At 73.2% G+C, this 20,998-nt stretch carries 18 protein-coding genes; 11 read left to right on the plus strand and 7 right to left on the minus strand.

The window, feature by feature from the left end; translation table 11 throughout:
- Positions 1–48: 48 nt before the first annotated feature.
- Positions 49–666, minus strand: coding sequence for a TetR/AcrR family transcriptional regulator (locus tag B4N89_RS19185; RefSeq protein ID WP_201260862.1), 618 nt, complete (start codon positions 664–666; stop codon positions 49–51).
- Between the two features lie 142 nt (positions 667–808).
- Between B4N89_RS19185 and B4N89_RS19190 the strand changes: the two genes are divergently transcribed.
- The 10 genes from B4N89_RS19190 (at position 809) to B4N89_RS19235 (ending at position 14,461) form a co-directional block, all read left to right on the plus strand.
- Positions 809–1,783, plus strand: coding sequence for a quinone oxidoreductase family protein (locus B4N89_RS19190; RefSeq protein ID WP_078977066.1), 975 nt, complete (start codon positions 809–811; stop codon positions 1,781–1,783).
- Between the two features lie 248 nt (positions 1,784–2,031).
- Complete coding sequence (locus tag B4N89_RS19195; protein ID WP_078977067.1) at positions 2,032–2,787, plus strand: MBL fold metallo-hydrolase; 756 nt, start codon at positions 2,032–2,034, stop codon at positions 2,785–2,787.
- Positions 2,788–2,839: 52 nt separating this feature from the next.
- On the plus strand, positions 2,840–3,565 hold the full coding sequence (gene rph / locus B4N89_RS19200) for a ribonuclease PH (protein WP_078977068.1): 726 nt from the start codon (positions 2,840–2,842) through the stop codon (positions 3,563–3,565).
- A gap of 282 nt (positions 3,566–3,847) precedes the next feature.
- Complete coding sequence (locus B4N89_RS19205) at positions 3,848–4,246, plus strand: hypothetical protein (protein WP_078977069.1); 399 nt, start codon at positions 3,848–3,850, stop codon at positions 4,244–4,246.
- Positions 4,247–4,393: 147 nt separating this feature from the next.
- Positions 4,394–4,744 (plus strand): cupin domain-containing protein, encoded by a 351-nt coding sequence (locus B4N89_RS19210; protein WP_078977070.1) that lies wholly within the window; start codon positions 4,394–4,396, stop codon positions 4,742–4,744.
- 95 nt (positions 4,745–4,839) lie between these two features.
- Positions 4,840–5,442 (plus strand): RdgB/HAM1 family non-canonical purine NTP pyrophosphatase, encoded by a 603-nt coding sequence (gene rdgB, locus B4N89_RS19215; RefSeq protein WP_078977071.1) that lies wholly within the window; start codon positions 4,840–4,842, stop codon positions 5,440–5,442.
- A 119-nt stretch (positions 5,443–5,561) separates the two neighbouring features.
- Positions 5,562–6,674, plus strand: coding sequence for a PucR family transcriptional regulator (locus tag B4N89_RS19220; RefSeq protein ID WP_078977072.1), 1,113 nt, complete (start codon positions 5,562–5,564; stop codon positions 6,672–6,674).
- Between the two features lie 125 nt (positions 6,675–6,799).
- On the plus strand, positions 6,800–7,444 hold the full coding sequence (locus tag B4N89_RS19225; RefSeq protein WP_078977073.1) for a hypothetical protein: 645 nt from the start codon (positions 6,800–6,802) through the stop codon (positions 7,442–7,444).
- A 150-nt stretch (positions 7,445–7,594) separates the two neighbouring features.
- A complete protein-coding gene (locus B4N89_RS19230) occupies positions 7,595–9,625 on the plus strand; it encodes an SPFH domain-containing protein (RefSeq protein ID WP_078977074.1) in 2,031 nt (676 codons plus the stop codon).
- A gap of 45 nt (positions 9,626–9,670) precedes the next feature.
- Complete coding sequence (locus B4N89_RS19235) at positions 9,671–14,461, plus strand: DNA repair ATPase (protein WP_078979462.1); 4,791 nt, start codon at positions 9,671–9,673, stop codon at positions 14,459–14,461.
- On the opposite strand, the gene B4N89_RS19240 is transcribed toward B4N89_RS19235, so the two are convergent.
- Positions 14,440–15,150: a GNAT family N-acetyltransferase gene (locus tag B4N89_RS19240; protein ID WP_235618692.1), complete on the minus strand. Its 711-nt coding sequence runs from the start codon at positions 15,148–15,150 to the stop codon at positions 14,440–14,442. The two genes, B4N89_RS19235 and B4N89_RS19240, sit on opposite strands and share 22 nt — an antisense overlap.
- Before the next feature lie 190 nt (positions 15,151–15,340).
- On the opposite strand from B4N89_RS19240, the gene B4N89_RS19245 reads away from it, so the two are divergent.
- Positions 15,341–16,903 carry a molybdopterin-dependent oxidoreductase gene (locus B4N89_RS19245; protein ID WP_235618693.1) on the plus strand — a complete coding sequence of 521 codons (1,563 nt, stop codon included), beginning with the start codon at positions 15,341–15,343 and terminating at the stop codon, positions 16,901–16,903.
- Positions 16,904–16,953: 50 nt separating this feature from the next.
- Here B4N89_RS19245 and B4N89_RS19250 read toward each other — a convergent pair whose 3' ends face one another.
- The 5 genes from B4N89_RS19250 to B4N89_RS19270 all read right to left on the minus strand — a co-directional run bounded on the left by B4N89_RS19250 (position 16,954) and on the right by B4N89_RS19270 (position 20,954).
- A complete protein-coding gene (locus B4N89_RS19250) occupies positions 16,954–18,003 on the minus strand; it encodes an LLM class flavin-dependent oxidoreductase (protein WP_078977075.1) in 1,050 nt (349 codons plus the stop codon).
- A 227-nt stretch (positions 18,004–18,230) separates the two neighbouring features.
- A complete protein-coding gene (locus B4N89_RS19255) occupies positions 18,231–18,896 on the minus strand; it encodes an RICIN domain-containing protein (RefSeq protein ID WP_078977076.1) in 666 nt (221 codons plus the stop codon).
- 172 nt (positions 18,897–19,068) lie between these two features.
- Positions 19,069–19,371 carry a GroES family chaperonin gene (locus tag B4N89_RS19260; protein WP_078979465.1) on the minus strand — a complete coding sequence of 101 codons (303 nt, stop codon included), beginning with the start codon at positions 19,369–19,371 and terminating at the stop codon, positions 19,069–19,071.
- A gap of 223 nt (positions 19,372–19,594) precedes the next feature.
- A complete protein-coding gene (locus tag B4N89_RS19265) occupies positions 19,595–19,969 on the minus strand; it encodes a DUF3618 domain-containing protein (protein WP_321170699.1) in 375 nt (124 codons plus the stop codon).
- A gap of 217 nt (positions 19,970–20,186) precedes the next feature.
- A complete protein-coding gene (locus B4N89_RS19270) occupies positions 20,187–20,954 on the minus strand; it encodes an energy-coupling factor ABC transporter ATP-binding protein (RefSeq protein WP_078977077.1) in 768 nt (255 codons plus the stop codon).
- Positions 20,955–20,998: the final 44 nt, after the last annotated feature.

The raw sequence follows: 20,998 nt of genomic DNA on the forward strand, positions 1-20,998 counted from the left end.
CACGCCGGGGGTCTGGAGGCGGCCTCGACGCGTCGGGGGCGCGGGTGTTCAGGCGGCGGTGAGCAGGGCTTCGGCCAGGGTGCGTACGGCGGCGGCCACCCGCTCGCCCTCGCCCCGCTCGAGCAGGCGCAACACGGATTGGCTCTGCAAACCGGCGAGCAGGAGGTGGGCCTGCGTCTCGCCGTCGAGGTCGGGGCGGCGGGCGGCGAGCAGGTCGGCGATGTGTCCGTGCCAGAACCCGTAGACCGGGTGTGCGGTGCGCGGGTCCTCGGTGGGGTCGGCCGCCGCTTTCGGGGCGGTGCTCGCGGCGTGGCCGAGCGCGGCCATCAGGCCCTTGTTGCGGGCGACCACGTCGACGATGGCGTCGAGGAAGGCGAGCAGGCGCTCCCGGGGCGGGGCGCCGGGGCCGAGCGGCGGCGGGCCGGTGGTGACCGCCTCGGTCAGGGCGAGTGCGCGCTCCGCCATCAGGGCCTCCATCAGGCCCATCCGGCTGCCGAAGCGGTGGAACACCGTGCCCTTGCCGACGCCCGCCGCCGCGGCGACCTGCTCCATCGAGATCTGCTCCGGGCGGTGCCGGGCCAGCAGCTCCTCGGTGGCGCGCAGGATCGCCCGCCGGTTGCGGGCCGCGTCGGCGCGTTCGGGGCGGTCGGTGGGGGCTTCGGGCATCGCGTTCCTCATCCCTGGTCGGGGCTTGTGACCCGTGGACAACTTGACTGGCGGTCCAGTACGTTCGGAGTCAACTTGACCGGTGGTCCAGTTTTCTGCCGGTCGGGTATCTCCCATGTTCTCCTGCCGCCCGGAGGGTCGAATGCGACGAGTCCGCTATCACGAGTACGGTGACCCGGAAGTCCTCACCGTGGAGGAGGCCGACGTGCCGACGCCCGGACCGGGACAGGTGCTGATCCGGAGCGAGGCGATCGGCGCCAATTTCGTCGACACCCGGTTTCGGCGCGGGCCCGCCGCCGGTCCGCTGTTCCAGCGGCCGCTGCCCGGTGTGCTCACCGGTGACGTGGTGGGCCGGGTCGAAGCGCTCGGCCCGGGGGTGGACGGGCCGCCGGTCGGTGCGCGGGTGGCGGCATTGGCGGAGGACGCGTTCGCCGACTTCGTGCTCGCCGACGCCGAGTGGTCGGTGGAGGTGCCCGACGGGCTCGACGCCGGCGCGGCGAGCGTGTTGCCGCTGGCCGCGCCGGTGGCGCTGCGGGCCGTGCGGACCGGGCGACTCGCCCCGGGCGAGACGGTGTTGGTGCACGCCGCCGCCGGGGGCATCGGCCACCTGGTCGTGCAACTGGCCAAACTGCTCGGCGCCGGTACGGTCGTCGCCGCCGTCGGGTCGGCCGCCAAGTTCGACTTCGTCCGGGCGTACGGCGCCGACTTCGCCGTCGACTACTCCGTCGCCGACTGGCCGGAGCGGGTGCGGGAGATCGTGCCCGCGGGCGTGGACGTCGTGCTGGACTCGGTGGGCGGGGAGATCCTGCGCCGCGGCTTCGACGTGGTGGCGCCGTTCGGGCGGGTCGTGGTCTACGGCGCGGCGAGCGGCGACGTGTCCGGTATCGCGCTCACCGATCTGTTCGCCCTCCGGTCCGTGGCCGGCTTCTCCCTTCTCGCCTGGCGCGCCGCCGCTCCCGAGCGGGCCCGCGAGGAGACGGCCGAACTCGCCGAACACCTGGCGTCGGGCCGGCTGCGGCCGGCGGTCCACACGACCCTCCCGCTGACCGAGGCGGTACGGGCCCACCGAGTGCTGGAAGAACGCACCCAACTCGGCCGGGTCCTGCTCGTCCCCTAGGAGCCGCCGAGGCGGGCCGGTATGACGTCGGTTACTCCGGGGGCGTTGTGTGGGGGCGCGTGGGGGGTCTCTGCGTACTCTCGGGGGGTGGTATTCGTATCCAGCGGCGCGCCGAGCGGGATCGTCGATTCCGGTGTCGGTGGCCCTCCCGTGGCCCGGGCCGGGTTCGAGCGGTCGCCGCGTGCGGCCGGTCGGCCGATGCGAGGCGTGCTCGGAGTCACCGGCGTCGACGTGTTCGGAGCGCTCGCGTGAAACTTACCGTCGTCGGGTGTTCCGGCAGCTTCCCCGGACCGGACAGCCCCTGCTCGTGCTACCTCCTGGAGGCCGACGGGGTGCGGATCCTGGTCGATCTCGGCAACGGCGCGCTCGGTGCCCTCCAGCGCCATGCCACGCTCGGCTCGATCGACGCCGTACTGCTCAGCCACCTGCACGCCGACCACTGCCTCGACCTCGCCTGCTACTTCGTGGCCCGCAAGTACTGCCCGGCCGGGGAGTTGCCCCGGCTGGCGGTCTACGGGCCGGCCGACACGCACGAGCGGATCGCGCGCGCCTACGACGTCGAGGGCGCGATCGACAACGGGCGCATGGCCGAGGTGTTCGACTTCCGCACGGTGGTCACCGGCACCTTCGAGGTGGGCCCCTTCCGGATCACCGCCGACCGGATGCCGCACCCCGTCGAGTCCTACGCGTTCCGGATCGAGGCGGGCGGGCGATCGCTGGTCTACTCCGGCGACACCGGGGTCAGCGACGACCTGGTGCGCATCTCGCGCGGTGCCGACCTGCTGCTGTGCGAGGCGTCGTTCGAGCACGGCCGAGAGGACCTGCCGCACGTGCACCTGAACGGTCGACAGGCCGGCGAGCATGCCGAACGGGCGGGCGTGGGGCGGCTGTTGCTCACCCACATCCCGCCGTGGACCAGCCGCGAGCGCAATCTCGACGACGCCCGCAAGACCTTCACCGGCGCCGTCGACCTGGCGCTGCCGGATGCCTCGCACACGGTCTGAACCCGGCGCCGCCCGGTCCGGACCGGCACCTGCCACGGCTTAGGCTGGAGGCATGTCACGAGTAGACGGCCGTACCCCCGAGCAGCTCCGCCCGATCGGCTTCCAGCGCAAGTGGCTCGACCACGCCGAGGGCTCGGTCCTCGTCGAGTTCGGCCGCACCCGCGTCCTGGTCGCCGCCAGCGTCACCGAGGGTGTGCCGCGCTGGCGCAAGGGCAGCGGCGAGGGCTGGGTGACCGCCGAATACTCGATGTTGCCGCGCGCCACCCACACCCGGGGGGACCGGGAGTCGGTCAAGGGCCGGATCGGCGGGCGTACCCACGAGATCTCGCGGCTGATCGGCCGCTCGCTGCGTGCGGTGATCGACACCAAGGCGCTCGGCGAGACCACCATCCACCTGGACTGCGACGTGCTCCAGGCGGACGGCGGCACCCGGACCGCGGCGATCACCGGGGCCTACGTCGCCCTCGCCGACGCGGTGACCTGGGCGCGCGAGCACAAGCTCACCCGCAAGGGCGCCAACCCGCTGATCGGGTCGGTGGCGGCGGTCAGCGTCGGGATCATCGACGGGGTGCCGATGTTGGACCTCCCGTACGAGGAGGACGTGCGGGCCGAGACCGACATGAACATCGTCTGCACCGGGGACGGCCGCTTCGTCGAGGTGCAGGGCACCGCGGAGAAGGAGCCCTTCGACCGGGCGCTGCTGAACGACCTGCTGGATCTGGGCGCTCGGGGCTGCGCTGAGCTGACGGCGCTTCAGCAGCGCGCCCTGGAGGGCTGAACGGCCGAGCGGCGCGGTTCCGGGGGCCGCGAGGCCCAGGCCTCGGGTCCCCGGGTCTCCGGGGAGGCAACGGCGGTGCCCCGAGGGGGCGTTGGCGGCATATCGTGGCAAACGGTGGTCACGCGTCGATTGCGAGTGTCACGTACGCGCAACCGACACGCACCGGGTGTGCGACCGTCGGCCCGTCGCGGCCCCGGACACCAGTACGGTCATGGCACCTGGTCATTTCGATCAGCGGCAGCCACGACCGGGCCGATCGGCCCGTCCCTGACGAGGAGCACCATGTTCCGCGCCACGTACCGTCCGCGCCGGGTCCTGCGCGTCACGATCGCCGCCACCGCCATGGCAAGCGCGTTGTTCGCCACCGCCGCGTGCAGTGAGGCGCAAAAGGCGATCTCGTGCGCCGAACTGGCCATGAACCTCACCAACGACGTCTCCGATCTCGGCAGTGTGCTGAACGACCCGCCCGCCGCCCGCAAGGCGCTCGACAACCTCCAGAAGACCTTGAACGACAAGACCAAGGACCTGGACTCCGACGACGCGAAGAACGCCGCGAACGGCCTGGGCGACGTGATCACCCAGCTCAGCACCAAGGCGGCCAACGGCGGCAACCTCAGCGCGAGCGACGTGCAGCCGCTGATCAACGGCGCGAAGAACCTGACCACGATCTGCGTCAAGTAGGTTGCGCGGGCCCGGCGGTTCGAGTGGTTCGACCGGATCGAGCAGCACACGCGGGGGGTGCCACGAAGGACGCGCCGCGGTCCGCTCGCGATCGTCCGCGTCGAAGCGCAGGATGGAAGTGGTGACCTCCGAAGGAGATGATCCACCATGCTCGCTGTGCGATCGATCAACGAAGCCGACGAGAGCCGCGACATACCGCACGGTCACCTGGACGTGGTCAGTCTGGAAGGCGTCGATTTCGGCGTTGCCCGATTCGAGCCGGGCTGGCGATGGTCGCGGGACGTCGGGCCCATCGCCGGGACCGACAGTTGCCAATTCCACCACAACGGTTACGTCGCCCAGGGACACGTACACATCCGCATGGACGACGGCGAGGAGAAGGACCTCAAGGCGGGCGACGTCTTCGTCTGCGACCCCGGCCACGACGCGTGGGTCGTCGGCGACGAGACCGCGCTGGTCTTCGACTTCGCCGGCAACATCCACGACTACGCCAAGTAGCCGCCGACGAAGCGGCGATCCGGGCGCCCGCGCCCGGACGTGATGACCCGCACGCCGGATTCGGTCGGTGGTCGGGGCGACCCTAGGCTTGCGCCATGAGCCGTCTCGTACTCGCCACGCGCAACGCCAACAAGGTCGTGGAGCTCCAGCAGATCTTCGCGGCCGTCGGACTCGACGTCGAACTCGTCGGGATGGACGCCTACCCCGATGTCCCCGACGTGCCCGAGACGGGGCTCACCTTCGCGGCCAACGCGCTGCTCAAGGCGCACGCCGTCGCGCGGGCCACCGGACTCCCGGCGATCGCCGACGACTCGGGCCTGTGCGTGGCCGCGCTCAACGGGATGCCCGGAATCTTCTCCGCCCGCTGGGCCGGTACACACGGCGACGACTCGGCCAATCTGCGGCTGCTGCTCGCCCAACTGTCCGACATCGCCGACGAACACCGCGAGGCGTGGTTCGCGTGCGCGGCGGCGCTCGCGCTGCCCGACGGCACCGAGCGGGTGGTCGAGGGCCGGTTCGAGGGCACGCTGACCCGCGAGCCGCGCGGCACCGGCGGCTTCGGCTACGACCCGATCCTGCAGGTGGCCGGCGACACCCGCACCGCCGCCGAATTGACCGCCGCCGAGAAGAACGCGATCAGCCACCGGGGCAAGGCGTTTCGCGCACTGGCCCCGATCGTGTCCGAGCTGATCGGTTGACCACCTCCGCTCCCGGCTGCCCGCATCCGTCCATTCCTGCCGGGATCCGGCAGGGTTGGTAGCGTCTTCGTGCCGGATTCCCGGCAGCGAAGCGGGGCCACGGGGTACGGGGGAAAGGCGTGAAGAGCGACGACGGGATACCCGCCGAGTTCGTGCACGACTGGGCCGAACTGCTCGGCGAGATCTCGATCACCGGGCGGCTGTTGCGCCGCGCCGAGTTGGACGTGCTGGCCGATCTCGGCGAGCGGGCCGCGGAGGCCGGACACCACTGGCGCGCGCTGGTCGACCTGTACCTGTGCGAGACCCGCCGGGTGTGGACCACCCTGCCGGGCGTCGCCCGCGCCGGGAGCGTGGGTGAGGCGGCCCGGGCGGGCGAGGCGGTGCTGACCGCCTCGGAGGCGGCGATCACCGCGCTGGGCGCCGGCCACGAGCGGGCCCAGCGGTTGGCGGTCCGCCAGGAGGAGGCCGCCCGTCGCGAGTTCATCGACGACCTGTTGTACGGCCGCAGCGACCCGGGCCGACTCGCCGAGCGCGCCGAGCGGTTCGGGCTGCGGCTGGCCCGCGCGCACGCGGTCGCGGTGGCGGTGGGCGCGGTGGTGTACGACGAGGCGCACCCGCTTGTGCGCCGGGTCGAGCGCGAGTTGATCGGCCGATTCGGCGAACGCGACGTGCTGCTGACCACCAAGGGCGGCCGACTGGTGTGTATCGCGCCGGACGACGAGCGGCCGGTGCTCGCCGCCTTCGCCAAGTACGCGACCTGGTCCGGTGGCGGCGGCCGGGAGGGTGTCGACCGGGTCGCCCTGGGCCGATCGCACCCGGGCGCGGGCGGCGTCGTGCTGTCCTACGAGGAGGCGCTGGGCGCGCTCGACCTGGCCGAGCGGCTGGACCTGCCGGGTCCCGTGCTCGACGCCGCCGAGCTGCTGGTCTTCCCGGTACTGCTGCGCGACCGGGCGGCGATGGCCGATCTGGTGCGCACCGCGCTCGGACCGCTGGTGCACGCGCGCGGCGGCGCGGCCCCGCTCCTGGAGACGATCACCGCGTGCGCGGCGGCGGGCTACGTCAACGCCGAGGCCGCGCGCCGGCTGCGGATCAGCGTACGCACGCTGTCCTATCGACTGGAGCGGATCCGGACGCTGACCGGATACGACCCGGGCGACGCGTTGCAGCGCTACACGCTGGAGACCGCGGCGCTCGGCGCCCGCGTCCTGGGCTGGCCGGGCACTCCCCTTTGACCTGGCTTTTCCCGGGTCGCGGATCGGACGTCAAGGGGCGACCAACACTGCCGGCTTCCGGCAATGCGCGCGGATCCGCGGCGGTGCCACCATGACGGCGCACGACAGGCCGAGGGGGTGGGACGGTGGGGGATTTCGTGCGGGCGGCACTGGCGTTTCCCGCCGTCCTGTTCAGCTTCGCGCTCGTCGTGGTGGCGGCCTACTGGCTGCTGGTGTTGATCGGCGGTGTCGCCGTGGGCCATGGCGGCTCCGGGGGTGGTCATCATGGCGGGCACTGGGCCCACGGGGGTCATGACGGTCACGGGGGCCATGGGGACCACGGCCCGGGCGACACCGCCGGTGTCCCGGTCACGGTGACGATCTCGATCGCGATCGCCGTGACCTGGTTCTGCTGCCTGGTCGGTACCGCGCTGACCGAGCGGTGGTGGCTGCGCGCCGCGGCGCTCCCCGCGGCGCTCGGTGCCGGATGGGTGGCCGCGCGCCTCGCGCGGGCGCTGGGCCGCCGCTTCCTGAAGGCCGAACGGCCGTCCCTGCGGGCCGACTTCGTCGGTCGTACCTGCCTGATCCGGACCGGTCGGGTGGGTCACGACTTCGGTCAGGCCGAGGTTCGGGCCGAGGACGGCTCGACCGCGCTCCTCCAGGTCCGCACGGACGAGAGCGGGCTGGTCTCCGGCAGCACCGCGTTGATCTTCGACTACGACGTCGCCGGCGAGTTCTTCCGGGTCACCCGCTTCGACAGCGCGCTGGACCCGGACCGCGTCACCGGCTGACCCCCTCCGTGCCCCCGGCCGCCCCGAGCCGGTCCACGCGCACGCGCCCACCCGCCGCCTCGCCCGCCCGTCCTGCGCCCTGTCCGTCCGCCGCCGCGCGGCTTTGCCCGTGCGGTTCCCAACGTCCCGTTCGACCAAGGGATTTCACTGATGGATGCCATCACCGTGGGCATCGGCGTGCTCGTCGCCGTCGTCCTGCTCGTCGTGCTCGTCGTCTTCCTCGCCGTGACCCGGCTCTACCGCAAGGTCTCGCAGGGCCAGGCCCTGATCATCTCCAAGGCCAACACGGTCGACGTCACCTTCACCGGCGCCGTGGTGCTGCCGGTGCTGCACCGGGCCGAGACCATGGACATCTCGGTGAAGACCATCGAGATCCGCCGGACCGGGCGCGAGGGGCTGATCTGCCGGGACAACATCCGGGCGGACATCCACATCTATTTCTTCGTCCGGGTCAACAAGACCGTCGAGGACGTGATCAAGGTGGCCCAGGCGATCGGCGCGGACCGGGCCAGCGACCGGGCGGCGATCCAGGACTTCTTCGCGGCCAAGTTCGCCGAGGCGCTCAAGACGGTCGGCAAACAACTCGACTTCGTCGACCTGTACACCAAGCGCGAGGAGTTCCGGGACCGGATCCTCGCGGTGATCGGCACCGACCTCAACGGCTACCACCTCGACGACGCCGCGATCGACTTCCTCGAACAGACCCCGATGAGCCAACTCGACGCCGCGAACATCCTGGACGCCCAGGGCATTCGCAAGATCACCGAGCTGACCACCATCGAGCACGTGCGCACCAACGAGTACCAGCGCACCGAGGAGAAGGAGATGACCCGGCAAAACGTCGAGGCCCGCGAGACGGTACTCGAACTGGAGCGCCGCCAGGCCGACGCGGAGATCAAGCAGCGCCGCGAGATCGAGATCAGCCGCGCCCGGGAGGAGGCGGAGACCTCCCGGGTGCAGGCCGAGGAGCGGCTGCGCGCGCAATCGGCGCACATGAAGACCGAGGAAACGCTCGGGATCCAGAACGAGAACCGGGAGCGCGAGGTCGCCGTCGCGCAGAAGAACCGCGAGCGGGTGATCGCGGTGGAGAACGAGCGGATCGAGAAGGACCGCCTTCTGGAGGTGATCGCCCGCGAGCGGGAGACCCAGCTGCGCCGGATCGCCGGTGACAAGGAGGTCGAGGCGGAGAAGCGGGACATCGCCGAGGTGATCCGCGAGCGGATCGCGGTCGAGCGCACGGTGGCCGCGCAGGAGGAGGAGATCAAGAAGCTGCGGATGGTCGAGGAGGCCGAGCGCGAGCGGCAGGCCCGGATCATCCTCGCTGAGGGCGAGGCCCAGGGACGACTGGTCAAGGACATCAAGGCGGCCGAGGCCGCCGAGCAGTCGGCCGGACACCGCGCGGCCGAGCAGCTCACCATGGCCGAGGCCCGGCGCAAGTCGGCCGAACTGGACACCCAGGCCGCGATCCGCGCCGCCGAGGGCAAGCGGGCCGAGGCCGCCGCGGTGGGCCTTGCCGAGGCGGAGGTGACCGAGCGGATGGCCGAGGCGGTGTCCAAGCGCGGCCACGCCGAGGCCGCGGTGACGCGCGAGAAGGCGCTGGCGAGCGCCGACGGCCTGCGCGAGCGGCTCAAGGGCGAGGCCGAGGGCCTGACCGAGAAGGCCGCCGCGATGGCCGCGCTCGACGAGTCGAGCCGGATGCACGAGGAGTACCGACTGCGCCTGGAGGCGGAGAAGGAGATCCGGCTCGCCGGCCTGGAGGTGAACCGGCGGATCGCCGAGGCGCAGGCCACCGTGCTGGCCACCGGCCTGGAGAACGCCAAGATCGACATCGTCGGCGGGGACAGCGTGTTCTTCGACCGGATCGTGGGCGCGATGGCCGCCGGGAAGAGCGTGGACGCCTTCGTCGACCGCTCCGACACCGTGCGCACGATGGCCGCCTCCTGGCTGGACCCGAACGGTTCGACGTTCGTCGACGACCTCGGCGCGCTGGCCGCGGGCCTGGGCTCGGGCGGCGTGCGCGACCTGACCCTCGCGGGCGCGCTCGGCGCGCTGATCGCCGGCGGCGGACCGCAGTCGGCCACTTTCCAGGGCCTGCTGGACGCGGTCCGGGCCGGCGGGCTGGGCGAGACCCGGCTCGCCGACCTGACCGCCCCGGCCCGGCTCAACGGCCTGGCCAAGTAGCGGGGCCGCGCGATCACCGTGCCGGACAAGGAAGTCGACCCGAACATGAGCAGCCAGGAGGCCGGCCCGGAGGCCGAACCCGGGACCTACGAGGTGCTGCGCGACCGACTGCTCGCCGCCGCCCGCGAACTGGGCATCCGGGCCCGGACGTTGAACGAGCGCCGGGTGCGCACCTACGGGGGCGGCGCCGTGGAGCTGACCGGTACCCACCGGTTGCACACCGAACGGGCCGTGGTGGCACGGGACATCGTCCAGGTCGGCGGCCTGCTCCTGGCCGGCTGGAGCACCGACGGCGGGCTCGATGGCGAGGTGGGGCCCGCCGACGTGTTCGCGCTGTACCGGCGCACCCCGGAGGGCTTCGCGCCCGCCCCGACCGACGCCGTCCCGGGCCTGCTCGACGACGCCCGTTTCCGGCAGGACCTCACCGAGCTGTACCGCTACTTCCGGGACACCCGGCTGCTGCAACTGCGCGACACCGGGACCCATCTGCTCGCGGTCTTCCGGGTCGGCGAACGCCTCGCCGACATCCGGGTGTTGCGCTGGCGACTGGGCCCCGACGGCGCCCCCGCCTACCTCGACGCGCAGGGCGAGCGCGAGCACGTCTTCCCGGACGCGTACGACTTCGCCTGGACCGCGAGCACCCGCGCCGACCACGTCCCGGGCCGGCATCCGCACATCGCGATCGCCGACACGCTGTACCTGGCCACGTCGGGCGGCCGGCTCGTGGTCAAGGCCGAGAACGACACCGAGACCGCCGAGGGCGTCTACGCGGAGCCCCTCGACGACCCGCTCCAGTCGTTGGCCGACGCCGAGGTCGCGCACGCCCGGGTCGGACCGCTGCTGCTGGTTCGGGTGCGCCCGTACAACGAGAGCGACCCGCGCCACCTGGTGTACAACACGCGCACGGCCGAGGTGCGCCGCCTCGACGGCATCGCGGCGGCCTGCCGGCGTCTGCCCGACGACCAGGGCATCGTCTTCCCCGGCGGCTATCACCCGAGCACGGGCGGCGCGCGCACCTTCGACATCGACACCACCGACGCGGAGTTCGAGGCTACGGTGCGCTCGCCCAACGGCGAGGACGTGCTGTACGTGTTCCACGCCCGGGCCGAGGGCCGCACCACGCTGCTGTCCTACAACGTGATCCGTGAGGAGGTCGCCGCGCCGATCGTCGGGCACGGCCGGGCGTTCTTCGCGGACGGCACGATGGCGATCCTGCGGGTCGTCGACGCCGAACCCACCCGCACGCACACCGTCCAGGTGTGGGACACGCCGTACACCTCGGACGCGTACGCCGCGGCGCGCCCGCCCGGCACCGGCCCACTGGCCCGGATCGGCAACCCGGAACTGGTCCGCGGCATCGCCGACTGCCTCGCGATCGCCGCGATGGCCGAGGAGACGGCGCCGACGACCGCCGTCTTCACCGCGATCACCGCCGCCGCGGCCCGGGTCGAGGACACCCACCACTGGCTCGGCGACGCCGAACTCGGTTCCCTCGCCCAACCGTTGGCCACCGTGCGCGCCGCCGCCGCGGATGTCGTCGAGGAGTTCCGCCGGGTCCTGGACCTGCGCCGGATTGCCGCCGACACGCTCGCCGAGGCGGTCGCGAGCAGCACGGCGCTGATCCGGCGGGTGCGGGGCGAGGTGCCGGACGGCGCCACTGCCTGTGTCCGGCAGCTCGGCGAACTGCGGCACGCGCAGGGCCGGTTGGCGAGCCTGCGGGATATCCGCTACGTGGACGCGGAGGCGCTCGCCGAGGCGGACGCCGGGCTGGTCGCGGCACTGGCCGAGGCGGGCCGGCGGGCGGTGGCGTTCCTGGCCGACGACGACGCCTTCGCGGCCACCCACCGGATCGTCGAGGAATCGACCGCCGAGGCCGCCGCGTCCGCCACCGTGGCCGAGGCGGGCGCGCTGACCGCCCGGATCGACGAACAGGCCGACGGGTTGCGCGTGGTCACCGAGGTGGTCGGCACCCTCGACGGCACCGACGCCGGCGTGCGCACCACGATCCTGACCCGCATCGGCGAGGTCCTGGGCGGGATCAACCGGGCTCGCGCGACCCTGGACGCGCGCCGCCGCGACCTGCTCGACGCCGAGCAGCGCGCCGAGTTCGCCGCCGAGATGGCGCTGTGGGAGCAGACCGTGGTCGGCGCGCTGGCCGCCGCCGAGACGCCCGAGGAGTGTGACGAACACCTGGCCCGGCTGCTGGCCCGGATCGAGGACCTGGAGGCCGGATTCGGCGCGCTCGACGAGCACCTGGCCCGGATCGGCGCCGAACGCGAGCGCGTCCACGACGCGTTCTCCGCCCGCAAGCAGGCCCGGCTCGACGAGCGGGCCCGGCACGGCCGCCGCCTCGCCGACTCCGCACAGCGCGTCCTCACCACCATCACCCGCCGGATTCCCACCCTCGCGAGCATCGACGAGATCAACACCTGGTTCGCCTCCGACGCCCTGGTCGGCAAGGTCCGCTCCACGGCCGGGGAACTGCGCCGCCTCGGCGACCCGGTCCGCGCCGGCGAGTTGGAGGGGCGGCTCACCGCGGCCCGCCAGGAGGCCGTCCGGGCCCTGCGCGACCGTGCCGAACTGTACGACGCGGCGGGCACCGTACGGCTCGGCCGGCACCGGTTCGCGGTGCACGACCGCCCGATCGAGTTGACCCTCGTCCCGCACGGGGACACCCTCGCGTTCGCGATCACCGGCACCGACTACCGCGAGGTGGTGCGCGAGCCGCTGCCCGCGGCCCATCGCGTCTTCCACGACCAGCCGCTGAGCTCCGAGTCGCCCGAGGTCTACCGGGCCGAATACCTCGCCGCGGTGGTACTCGCGGAGGCTGAGGGTCGCCCGATCGACGCGCTGCCGGCGGAGGAACTGCTCGCCGAGGTACGCCGGATCGCGCTGTCCCGTCCCGGCGAGGGCTACGACCGAGGGGTGCACGACCGGGACGCCGCCGCGCTGCTCGCGGCCGTCCTGCGCCTGCGCGCCGGGGCCGGGCTGCTGCGGTTCGCGCCGGAGGTACGGGCCGCGGGCCGGCTGTACTGGGCGCACGGCGTCGCCGCCGACGCCCGGCAAGCCTGGACGACCCGGGCCCAGTCGCTCGGCCGGGCCAGGGACACCTTCGGCCCGATCCCCGCCATCGCCGACCTGGCCGCCGAACTCGGCGAGCGGGCGACCGGGTTCCTGACCGAGACCCTCGCCCCGCCGACCGCGCCCGGCACCACGATCGGCGCCTACCTGTTCGAGGAACTGGCCGCCGGCGGCACGAGCTTCGTCACCGGCGCGGTCGCCCGCACACTCCTGACCGGCTTCCGTGCCCGGCTCGGCGGCGACGACGCCCCGGCGGCCAAGGACTTCGCCGAGGATCTGCGCGCCCTCGACGGCGACCTGGCCGCCCGGCACCAGCTCGTCGGCGCCTGGCTCGGCGCCTACGCCGCCCGCCTCGACACCGGCCCGCCCCCGGAACTGGCCGAGGCGATCGCCGTCGAGGTGTGCGGGGCGGCGCTGGAGGGACACCACGTCGACGCCCCGATCGGCGCCACCGTCACCGGCCTGCTGGGCGCGCACCCGCGCGTGGCGAGCGGCGGCACGCTGGAGCTGCGGCTGGACGAATTCCTGGTGCGCACCGACGAGTTCCACCGCGTCCGCGTGCCCGCGTACCGGGCGTATCAGCGCCGGCGCGCCGACCTGCTGGCCGCCGCCCGCGAGCGGTTGCGGCTCGACGCGTACACCCCCCGGGTGATGTCGGCGTTCGTTCGCAACCGGCTGATCGACGAGGTCTACCTGCCGCTGATCGGCGACAACCTGGCCAAACAGCTGGGCGCCGCGGGGCCGGACCGGCGCACCGACAGCCAGGGGCTGCTGCTCCTGCTGTCCCCGCCCGGCTACGGCAAGACCACGCTGATGGAGTACGTCGCCGCCCGACTGGGCCTGCTGTTCGTCCGGATCGACGGCCCCGCGCTCGGCGCGCGCACCACGTCCCTGGATCCGGCCGCCGCGCCGGACGCCGCCGCGCGGCGCGAGGTGGACAAGATCGGGTTCGCCCTGGAGCTGGGCGCCAACGTGCTGCTGCACGTGGACGACATCCAGCACGTCTCGCCCGAACTGCTCCAGAAATTCGTTTCGTTGTGCGACGCGCAGCGGCGGATCGAGGGCGTGCGCGACGGCGAGTCGCGCAGCTACGACCTGCGCGGGAAACGTTTCGCGGTGTGCATGGCCGGCAACCCGTACACCGAGTCCGGCGCACGTTTCCGGATCCCGGACATGTTGGCCAACCGGGCCGACGTGTGGAACCTGGGGGAGGTACTCGGCGGCCGCGAGGAGCTGTTCGCGCTCAGCCACATCGAGAACGCGCTGACCGCCAACCCGATCCTGGCTCCGATCGCCGGGCGCGACCGGGCCGATCTGGACCTGCTGATCCGGCTGGCCCGCGGCGATGACACCGTGCGCCCGGATCGGCTCGCGCACCCGTACGACGCGACCGAACTGGACCGCGTCCTGGCCGTGTTGCGCCGACTGCTGCACGTGGTGGAGACGGTGCTCGCGGCGAACCGGGCCTACATCGCCTCGGCCGCGCAGTCCGAGGCGGCACGCACCGAACCGCCGTTCCGGCTCCAGGGCTCGTATCGGGACACCAACAAGCTGGCCGAGCGCATCCTGCCGGTCCTGGACGCGGCCGAGGTCGAGCGGCTGCTCGACGACCACTACGCGGCGGAGGCGCAGACACTGACCACCGACGCGGAGGCCAACCTGCTCAAGCTCGCCGAGCTGCGCGGCCGGTCGACCCCCGAGGAGCGGGAGCGGTGGGCGGAGGTGAAGCGGGCCTACCTGGCGGCGCGCGGCTGAGCGGAGGCGGGCTCCGGCGCGGGCTCGGCGGCCTGCGTCGGCTCCGGGATCCACGCGGCGGTGAGCACGCCGTGCTGGGTCCACCCCAGAGTGCGGTACAACTCCCGCCCGGCGGCGGTGGCGACCAGGACCCCGGTCCGGGCGCCGCGCGCGGCGGCGGCGTCGGCGAGCACGGTCATCATCACGCTGCCCAGGCCGCGCCGACGGTGCGCGGGGTCGGTGTGGATCTGGTCGGCCACCGCGGTGTCCCCGGTGACTCCGATCCGCCCGTGGGCCGCGACCGCGCCGTCGGCGGCGAGCAGCCGGCCGAAGGTCGTTTCGTCCCGGGTCTCGACCTCGACCGTGTAGCCGGCCGGCGCCCGCACCGACTGCCGGCGCAGCGGCCCGGTCATCGGGTACTCCGGCTCGCCCACGGTCCACGCGGAGGTGAGCGCGGGCCGCACCCGCTCGACGGGCGCGAGGGTCTTGATCCAGGTGCCGGGCTCGGCCCGGGCCCGGACCACCTCGGCCGGCCGGTCCGGGTCGAAGAACACGTAGCGCACCCGATGCCCGGGCAGTCCGACGTCGAGCCGATACCCGCCGTCCACCGCGACCGGCGCGGTCACCGCCCGAGCCACCGCCCACCCGCCGACCCAGGCCCGTATCAGCTCTGCGTCGGACATGACCCGTTCCCGATCGGCGGTGCTCACGACAACTCCCCATGACGGCGGCGACACGAACCGATCAAGCTTATTGCAAGGCATTCGCAACAAGCCCGCGGGTTTCCGGCCGCCGGGCCGCCGACGCTTCGTCACACAACGGTAAGCAGGCGAATCGGCCGCGGCCCGGGTGGGGGCGCCAGGATGAGGGGAGGCGGATATCGAGCGTGAGGTGGGCGTGGTGCGGCGTGCCGGCGGGATCAGGGCCGCGGTGGTCGGCGTGGTGTCGGCCGCGGTCGCGGTGGGGGTGGCCGAGGCGGTCACGGCGTTCGTCCGGCCGGAGGCCACGCCGTTCGTGACGATCAGCGGGGCGGTCACCGACCGGGCGCCGACGGGGCCGCGCGAGTGGGCGATCCGTACCTTCGGGACCGGCGACAAGGCGTTCCTGCTGACCGTGATCGCCGTGTTGCTCGCGCTGTTCGCGGCCGGCCTCGGGGTGCTGGCCGCCCGCCGGCTGCGCTACGGCGTCGCCGGGGTCCTGGCACTCGGCGGCTTCGCCGCGTGGACCGCCGCCGACCGGCCCTCGTACCGCGCCGCCGACCTGGCGCCGACGCTGGTCGGCACGCTGTTCGGGGTGCTCGCGCTGGTCCTGCTCACCCGCCCGGACCTGGTCGACCGCCGGCCGCTCGCCCGCCCGCTGCCGGTCGCGCCCGAGGACGACGTGGCCGAACCCGCCCCGGACACCGCGCGCCGCACCGTACTCGTGGTCGGCGCCGCCGCCGCGGCCGCGCTGGCCGGGTTCGGCGGCCGGATGCTCCAGCACGCCCGTTTCAACGCGGAGAAGTCCCGGGCCGGCGTCGCGGGCACACTGCCCCGGCCGATCAGCGCCGCGGCCCCGGCGGGCGCCGGCTTCGTCGCGCCGGGGCTGACCTCGTACCTGACCCCGAACGGGGACTTCTACCGGATCGACACCGCGTTCACCGTGCCGCAACTGCGCGCCGAGGACTGGGAACTGCGCATCCACGGCATGGTCGACCGGGAGATCCGGCTGAGCTACGAGCAACTGCGGGCCCGCTTCCCGATCGAGCGGGACATCACCCTCGCCTGTGTCTCCAACGACGTCGGCGGCGACCTGATCGGCAACGCCCGATGGCTGGGCACCCCGCTGGCCGACCTGCTGCGCGAGGCGGGGGTGCGGCCCGGCGCGGACCAGATCGTCTCCCGTTCGCCGGACGGGATGACCATCGGCACCCCGCTGCGCGAGGTCATGGACGGGCGCGACGCGATGCTGGCGTACGCGATGAACGGCGAGCCGCTGCCGATCAGGCACGGCTTCCCGGTCCGGATGGTGGTGCCGGGCCTGTACGGGTACGTGTCCGCGTGCAAGTGGATCGTGGACATCGAGGTGACCCGGTTCGCCGCGTTCAGCGCCTACTGGGTCCGGCTCGGCTGGGCCCGCCAGGCCCCGATCAAGACCCAGTCCCGGCTGGACACCCCCCGCGACGCGGCGGACCTGCGCGCCGGCCCCGTCCCGGTCGCAGGCGTCGCCTGGGCCCAACACCGAGGCATCACCGCGGTGGAGATCCGGGTCGACGACGGCCCCTGGCAGCCCGCCGAACTCGCCCCGCAGACCACCACCGACACGTGGCGCCAATACCGGTGGACATGGGACGCCACCCCGGGCCGGCACACCCTGCGGGTGCGCGCCACGGACGGCACCGGCGCGGTCCAGACCGACAGGTCGGCCGACGTGATCCCCGACGGGGCCACCGGCCACCACCACATCGAGGTCACGGTCCGCTGAGCGGTAGGTCACGCCCGGCCCGGCGGCCCGCACCGCCGGGCGGTGCGCCCCTACTCCTCGATCAGCCCCCAAGCCTTCGCGATCAGCTCGTACGACCGGATCCGCGCGTCGTGCCCGTACACGTTGCTGATCACCATCAACTCGTCCACCTGCGTGCGCTCGCGCAACTCCCGCATGCCCGCCCGCACGTCGGCCAGGTCCCCGCTGATGTGCTGCCGCTGGTAGCTCTCCACGAACTCGCGCTCGGCCGGCGTCCACGGATACGCCTCGGCCTCCTCCGGCGACGGGATGCGCCCGGGGTTGCCGCCGCGCAGCTTCAGCATCGACAACGCCTGGGACAGCGCGAGCCGCTTGGCCTGCTCCCGGGTGTCGGCCGCGATCACCCCGGCCGCGATCATCGCGTAGGGCTCCTTGAGCGACGCCGACGGCTGGAACGACTCGCGGTACAGCTCGAGCGCGGGCAGCGTGTGCTGTCCGCTGAAGTGGTGCGCGAAGGCGAACGGCAGACCGAGGATCCCGGCCAACTGCGCGCTGTAACCGCTCGATCCGAGCAGCCACACCGGCGCCTCCCCGGTGGCGAACTCGCCGCCCGCCTCGATCCCGGACGCGGGGCCCGGCACGGCGTGCATCCGCGCGTACGGGTGCTCTTCGGCGAACCGCCCGGTGACGAAGCCGATCAACTCGCCGAGCGCCTGCGGGAACTCGTCCACCGACTCGGCCCCGCCGCCGCGCCGCAGGGCGCGCATGGTGACCTGGTCGGTGCCCGGGGCCCGGCCGATGCCGATGTCGATCCGGCCGGGGTGCAGCGCCTGCAGGGTGCCGAACTGCTCGGCCACCACGAGCGGCGCGTGGTTGGGCAACATCACCCCGCCCGAACCCAGGCGCAGTGTGGTGGTGTGCGCGGCCAGATGCGCGAGCAGCACCGGCGGGGACGAACTGGCGATGCCGGGCATGTTGTGGTGCTCCGCCACCCAGAACCGATGGAAGCCCCATCGCTCGGCCCGCTTGGCCAACTCGGTACTCGTCCGTAGCGCCTCGGTCGCCGAATATCCCGTCCCGACCGGTGCCACGTCCAGTACCGACAGCTTTACCGCGTCCACTCCGCGTCCCTCTCTCCGGCCCGCTTTCGGCCGTCACTCGGCCCGTTCCCGGCCGCGTTCCGGCCCGTCTCCCGCCCGCCGTCCCGCACGCGGGCGCATCGGTGCTCTGAGGTGCAACCGCGGCAGAGCCCGTGCTGTTCCGCCGTTCAGGCGTGCCGGAGAGCACATCGGGCATACGGGGACCCGGCGCCGTACGAGGACGACGACGGTCGGGCGGTGGTCGTCGCTCAGGCGCCGCTGGGCTGCCACACCGACCCGGAGCCGACCGGGACCAATCCCAGGCCCTGCTGACCGCCGACCCGGTCGCCCAGCCCGAGGGCGGCTCCGTTGCGGGCCACGAGGACCACGCCGGAGCCGCTGGGCTGCGGCTTCCACATCTGGTTCTCGGCGCGCCCGCAGTCGTCCTGGTAGGCGCGCGGCTCCCGGCCGCCGGACACCTCCAGGCACTTGCGCGAGAGCGCCGACTCGAGCCGGACGAAGCCGCCGCCCGCGTCGCGGATCACCCACTGCTGGTTCGCCTTGCCCGGTCCCATCGGGTACGCGATCACCGCGGCCCGATCCCGGTCGCTGGCGCCCATCACGTCCATCGCCCGGCCGTCCGGCAACAGCAGCACATAGCGCCCGTTGGCGGCCAACGGCGGTTTGGCGGACGCGCTCTTGGACGGCGTCGGCGACGCCGAGGTGGGCGGGGCGCTGGTCGGCGGCGCGGAGCTGATCTGCCCGGCGGTCACCGCCGTCGGCGAAGGCGACGTGGTCGTCGGCACCGGCGAGGTCGCCGCGGCATGCGAGGAGCCCCCGTCGCCACCGCCGAACACCCCGACCAGGCCGCCGGCCAGGAAGCCCGCCAGGGCGACCGCGCACAGCGCCGCTATCCAGATCCGACGTCGCGGCATCTGTCCCTCTCCTCGTGGCCGGTCTTCCCGCGGATCGGGTCATCCTGGCAGAAGAGTTCACCCCGAGGGGTGAATCGGCCGGTGTGGGCCGCCCGATGGTGAACGGACCTTCCGTCCGGCGTGCGAAGGACGCCGCCGCCCGATCCGCCGGATCGGGCGGCGGCGGGGCGCGCTAGAGATACAGGCCGGTGGCCTCGCCGGAGACCTCGATGCGTTCGGCGGCGACCGCGTGCAGGTCGCGCTCGCGCAGCAGGACGTACGGCACCCCGCGCACCTCGACCTCGGCGCGCTCCTCGGGGTCGTACAGGACACGATCGCCCGGCTCGACGGTGCGGACGTTCTGGCCGACCGCGACCACCTCGGCCCACGCCAGCCGCTTGCCGACCTGCGCGGTCGCGGGGATCAGGATGCCGCCGCCGGAGCGGCGCTCACCCTCCGACGCGTCCTGGCGGACCAGAACACGGTCGTGCAGCATGCGGATGGGCAGCTTCTCGCCGAGGTCGTGGGCGGTGTTGTTGCTCGAAGACTGGGACCTGTCGGAACTCACGCTTCGACAAGCTACCCGTCCGAGGCCGAACGTGCGTCACCGGGAGGTGTGATGTCTCGATCCGCTCCGGCCCGGAAGCGGTCCCGCATCGGCCTCGGCCGGGCCGCACGCGGCCGGACCCGGCGTCGGCCCGACCGGCGTGCCGCGGTGGTCAGCGCTTCCCGGCGGCCTTGGCCTTCTTCGCCGCGGCCTTGTCGCGGCCCCGGCTCTTGACCAGGACCACCAGCAGGACCAGCCCCGCCACGCCGCCCGCGAGCGGCACGATGCGCTCCGTGCGCGGTGCGCCGGTGTCGCTGTCGATGAACTGCGCCCGTACCTTGTCCTTCGCGCGGGCCGCCACGTTGGCCGGCTTCACCCGGTCGACGATCTCGTCCAGGGTCACCGCCAGATTGGCCCGGGCCGTCTCGATGTCCCGTTCGATCTGCTGCGGTGTACGCCGGTCGGGGGCACCGTTCACCTCGTGGCCGGCGGACTTGCCGTCCCCGTGCCCGGCGTTCGAAACGTCAGCCTTGTGTGCACCGTTCACCGACTCCACCCGACTCCGCTCAGCGTGTGCCGTCACCGGACGGCCCAATGCCGCCCGGCCTTGCCGCTCCAACTCCGCCGGAGACAGTTCCCGCCCGTGGTCGCTCACAACCCGTCCTCTCCGGCTCCTGCGCTCGTGTGTCGCCCAAGTCTGTCAGTTACCTCCCCGGCCCCGGGGCAACCGGGTCCCGTGGCGTCCTTCGGCGCGCTGCGAGCGCCTACGCCGGCACCGAGGACGGGTCGAAACCGTAGGGGAGTTCGAGCCGGTGGGCGGCCATCAGATCGCGGTTCAGGAGCAGATCGCGGGTGTCCCCGTCGGCGACCACCACGCCGCCCGCGAGCACCGCCGAACGTGGACACAGCTCCAACGCGTAGGGCAGGTCGTGGGTCACCATCAGCACCGTGACGTCGAGCGAACGGAGTACGTCGGCCAATTCGCGTCGGCTCGCCGGGTCGAGATTCGAGGAGGGCTCGTCCAGGACCAGGATCTCCGGCTCCATCGCCAGCACCGTGGCCACCGCGACCCGGCGGCGCTGGCCGTAGCTGAGGTGGTGCGGCGGCCGGTCGGCGAAGTCGGCCATGCCCACCCGGTCGAGCGCGTATCGCACCCGCTCCTCCAGCGCGGCGCCGCGCAGGCCGAGGTTGGCCGGGCCGAACGCGACGTCCTCCCGGACGGTGGGCATGAACAGCTGGTCGTCCGGGTCCTGGAAGACGATGCCGACCCGGCGGCGGATCTCGCGCAGGTGCTCCCCGGCCACGGGCAGTCCGGCCACCTCGACGGTGCCGGCGCCGGCGGTCAGGATCCCGTTCAGGTGCAGGACGAGGGTGGTCTTGCCGGCGCCGTTGGGGCCGAGCAGGGCGACCCGTTCGCCGCGGGCGATGGTCAGGTCGACGCCGAACAGGGCCTGGTGGCCGTCCGGGTAGGCGTAGGCGAGGCCGCGGACGACGAGGGAGGGGGGCGTGGTGGCGGGCGGCGATTCACTCACGGGGGGTACTCCGTTCTCGGGTCGCGCGGTGTCCCTCGGGGTGC

Origin of the sequence: Embleya scabrispora (assembly GCF_002024165.1) — a bacterium.
GTDB classification, from domain to species: Bacteria; Actinomycetota; Actinomycetes; order Streptomycetales; family Streptomycetaceae; genus Embleya; species Embleya scabrispora_A.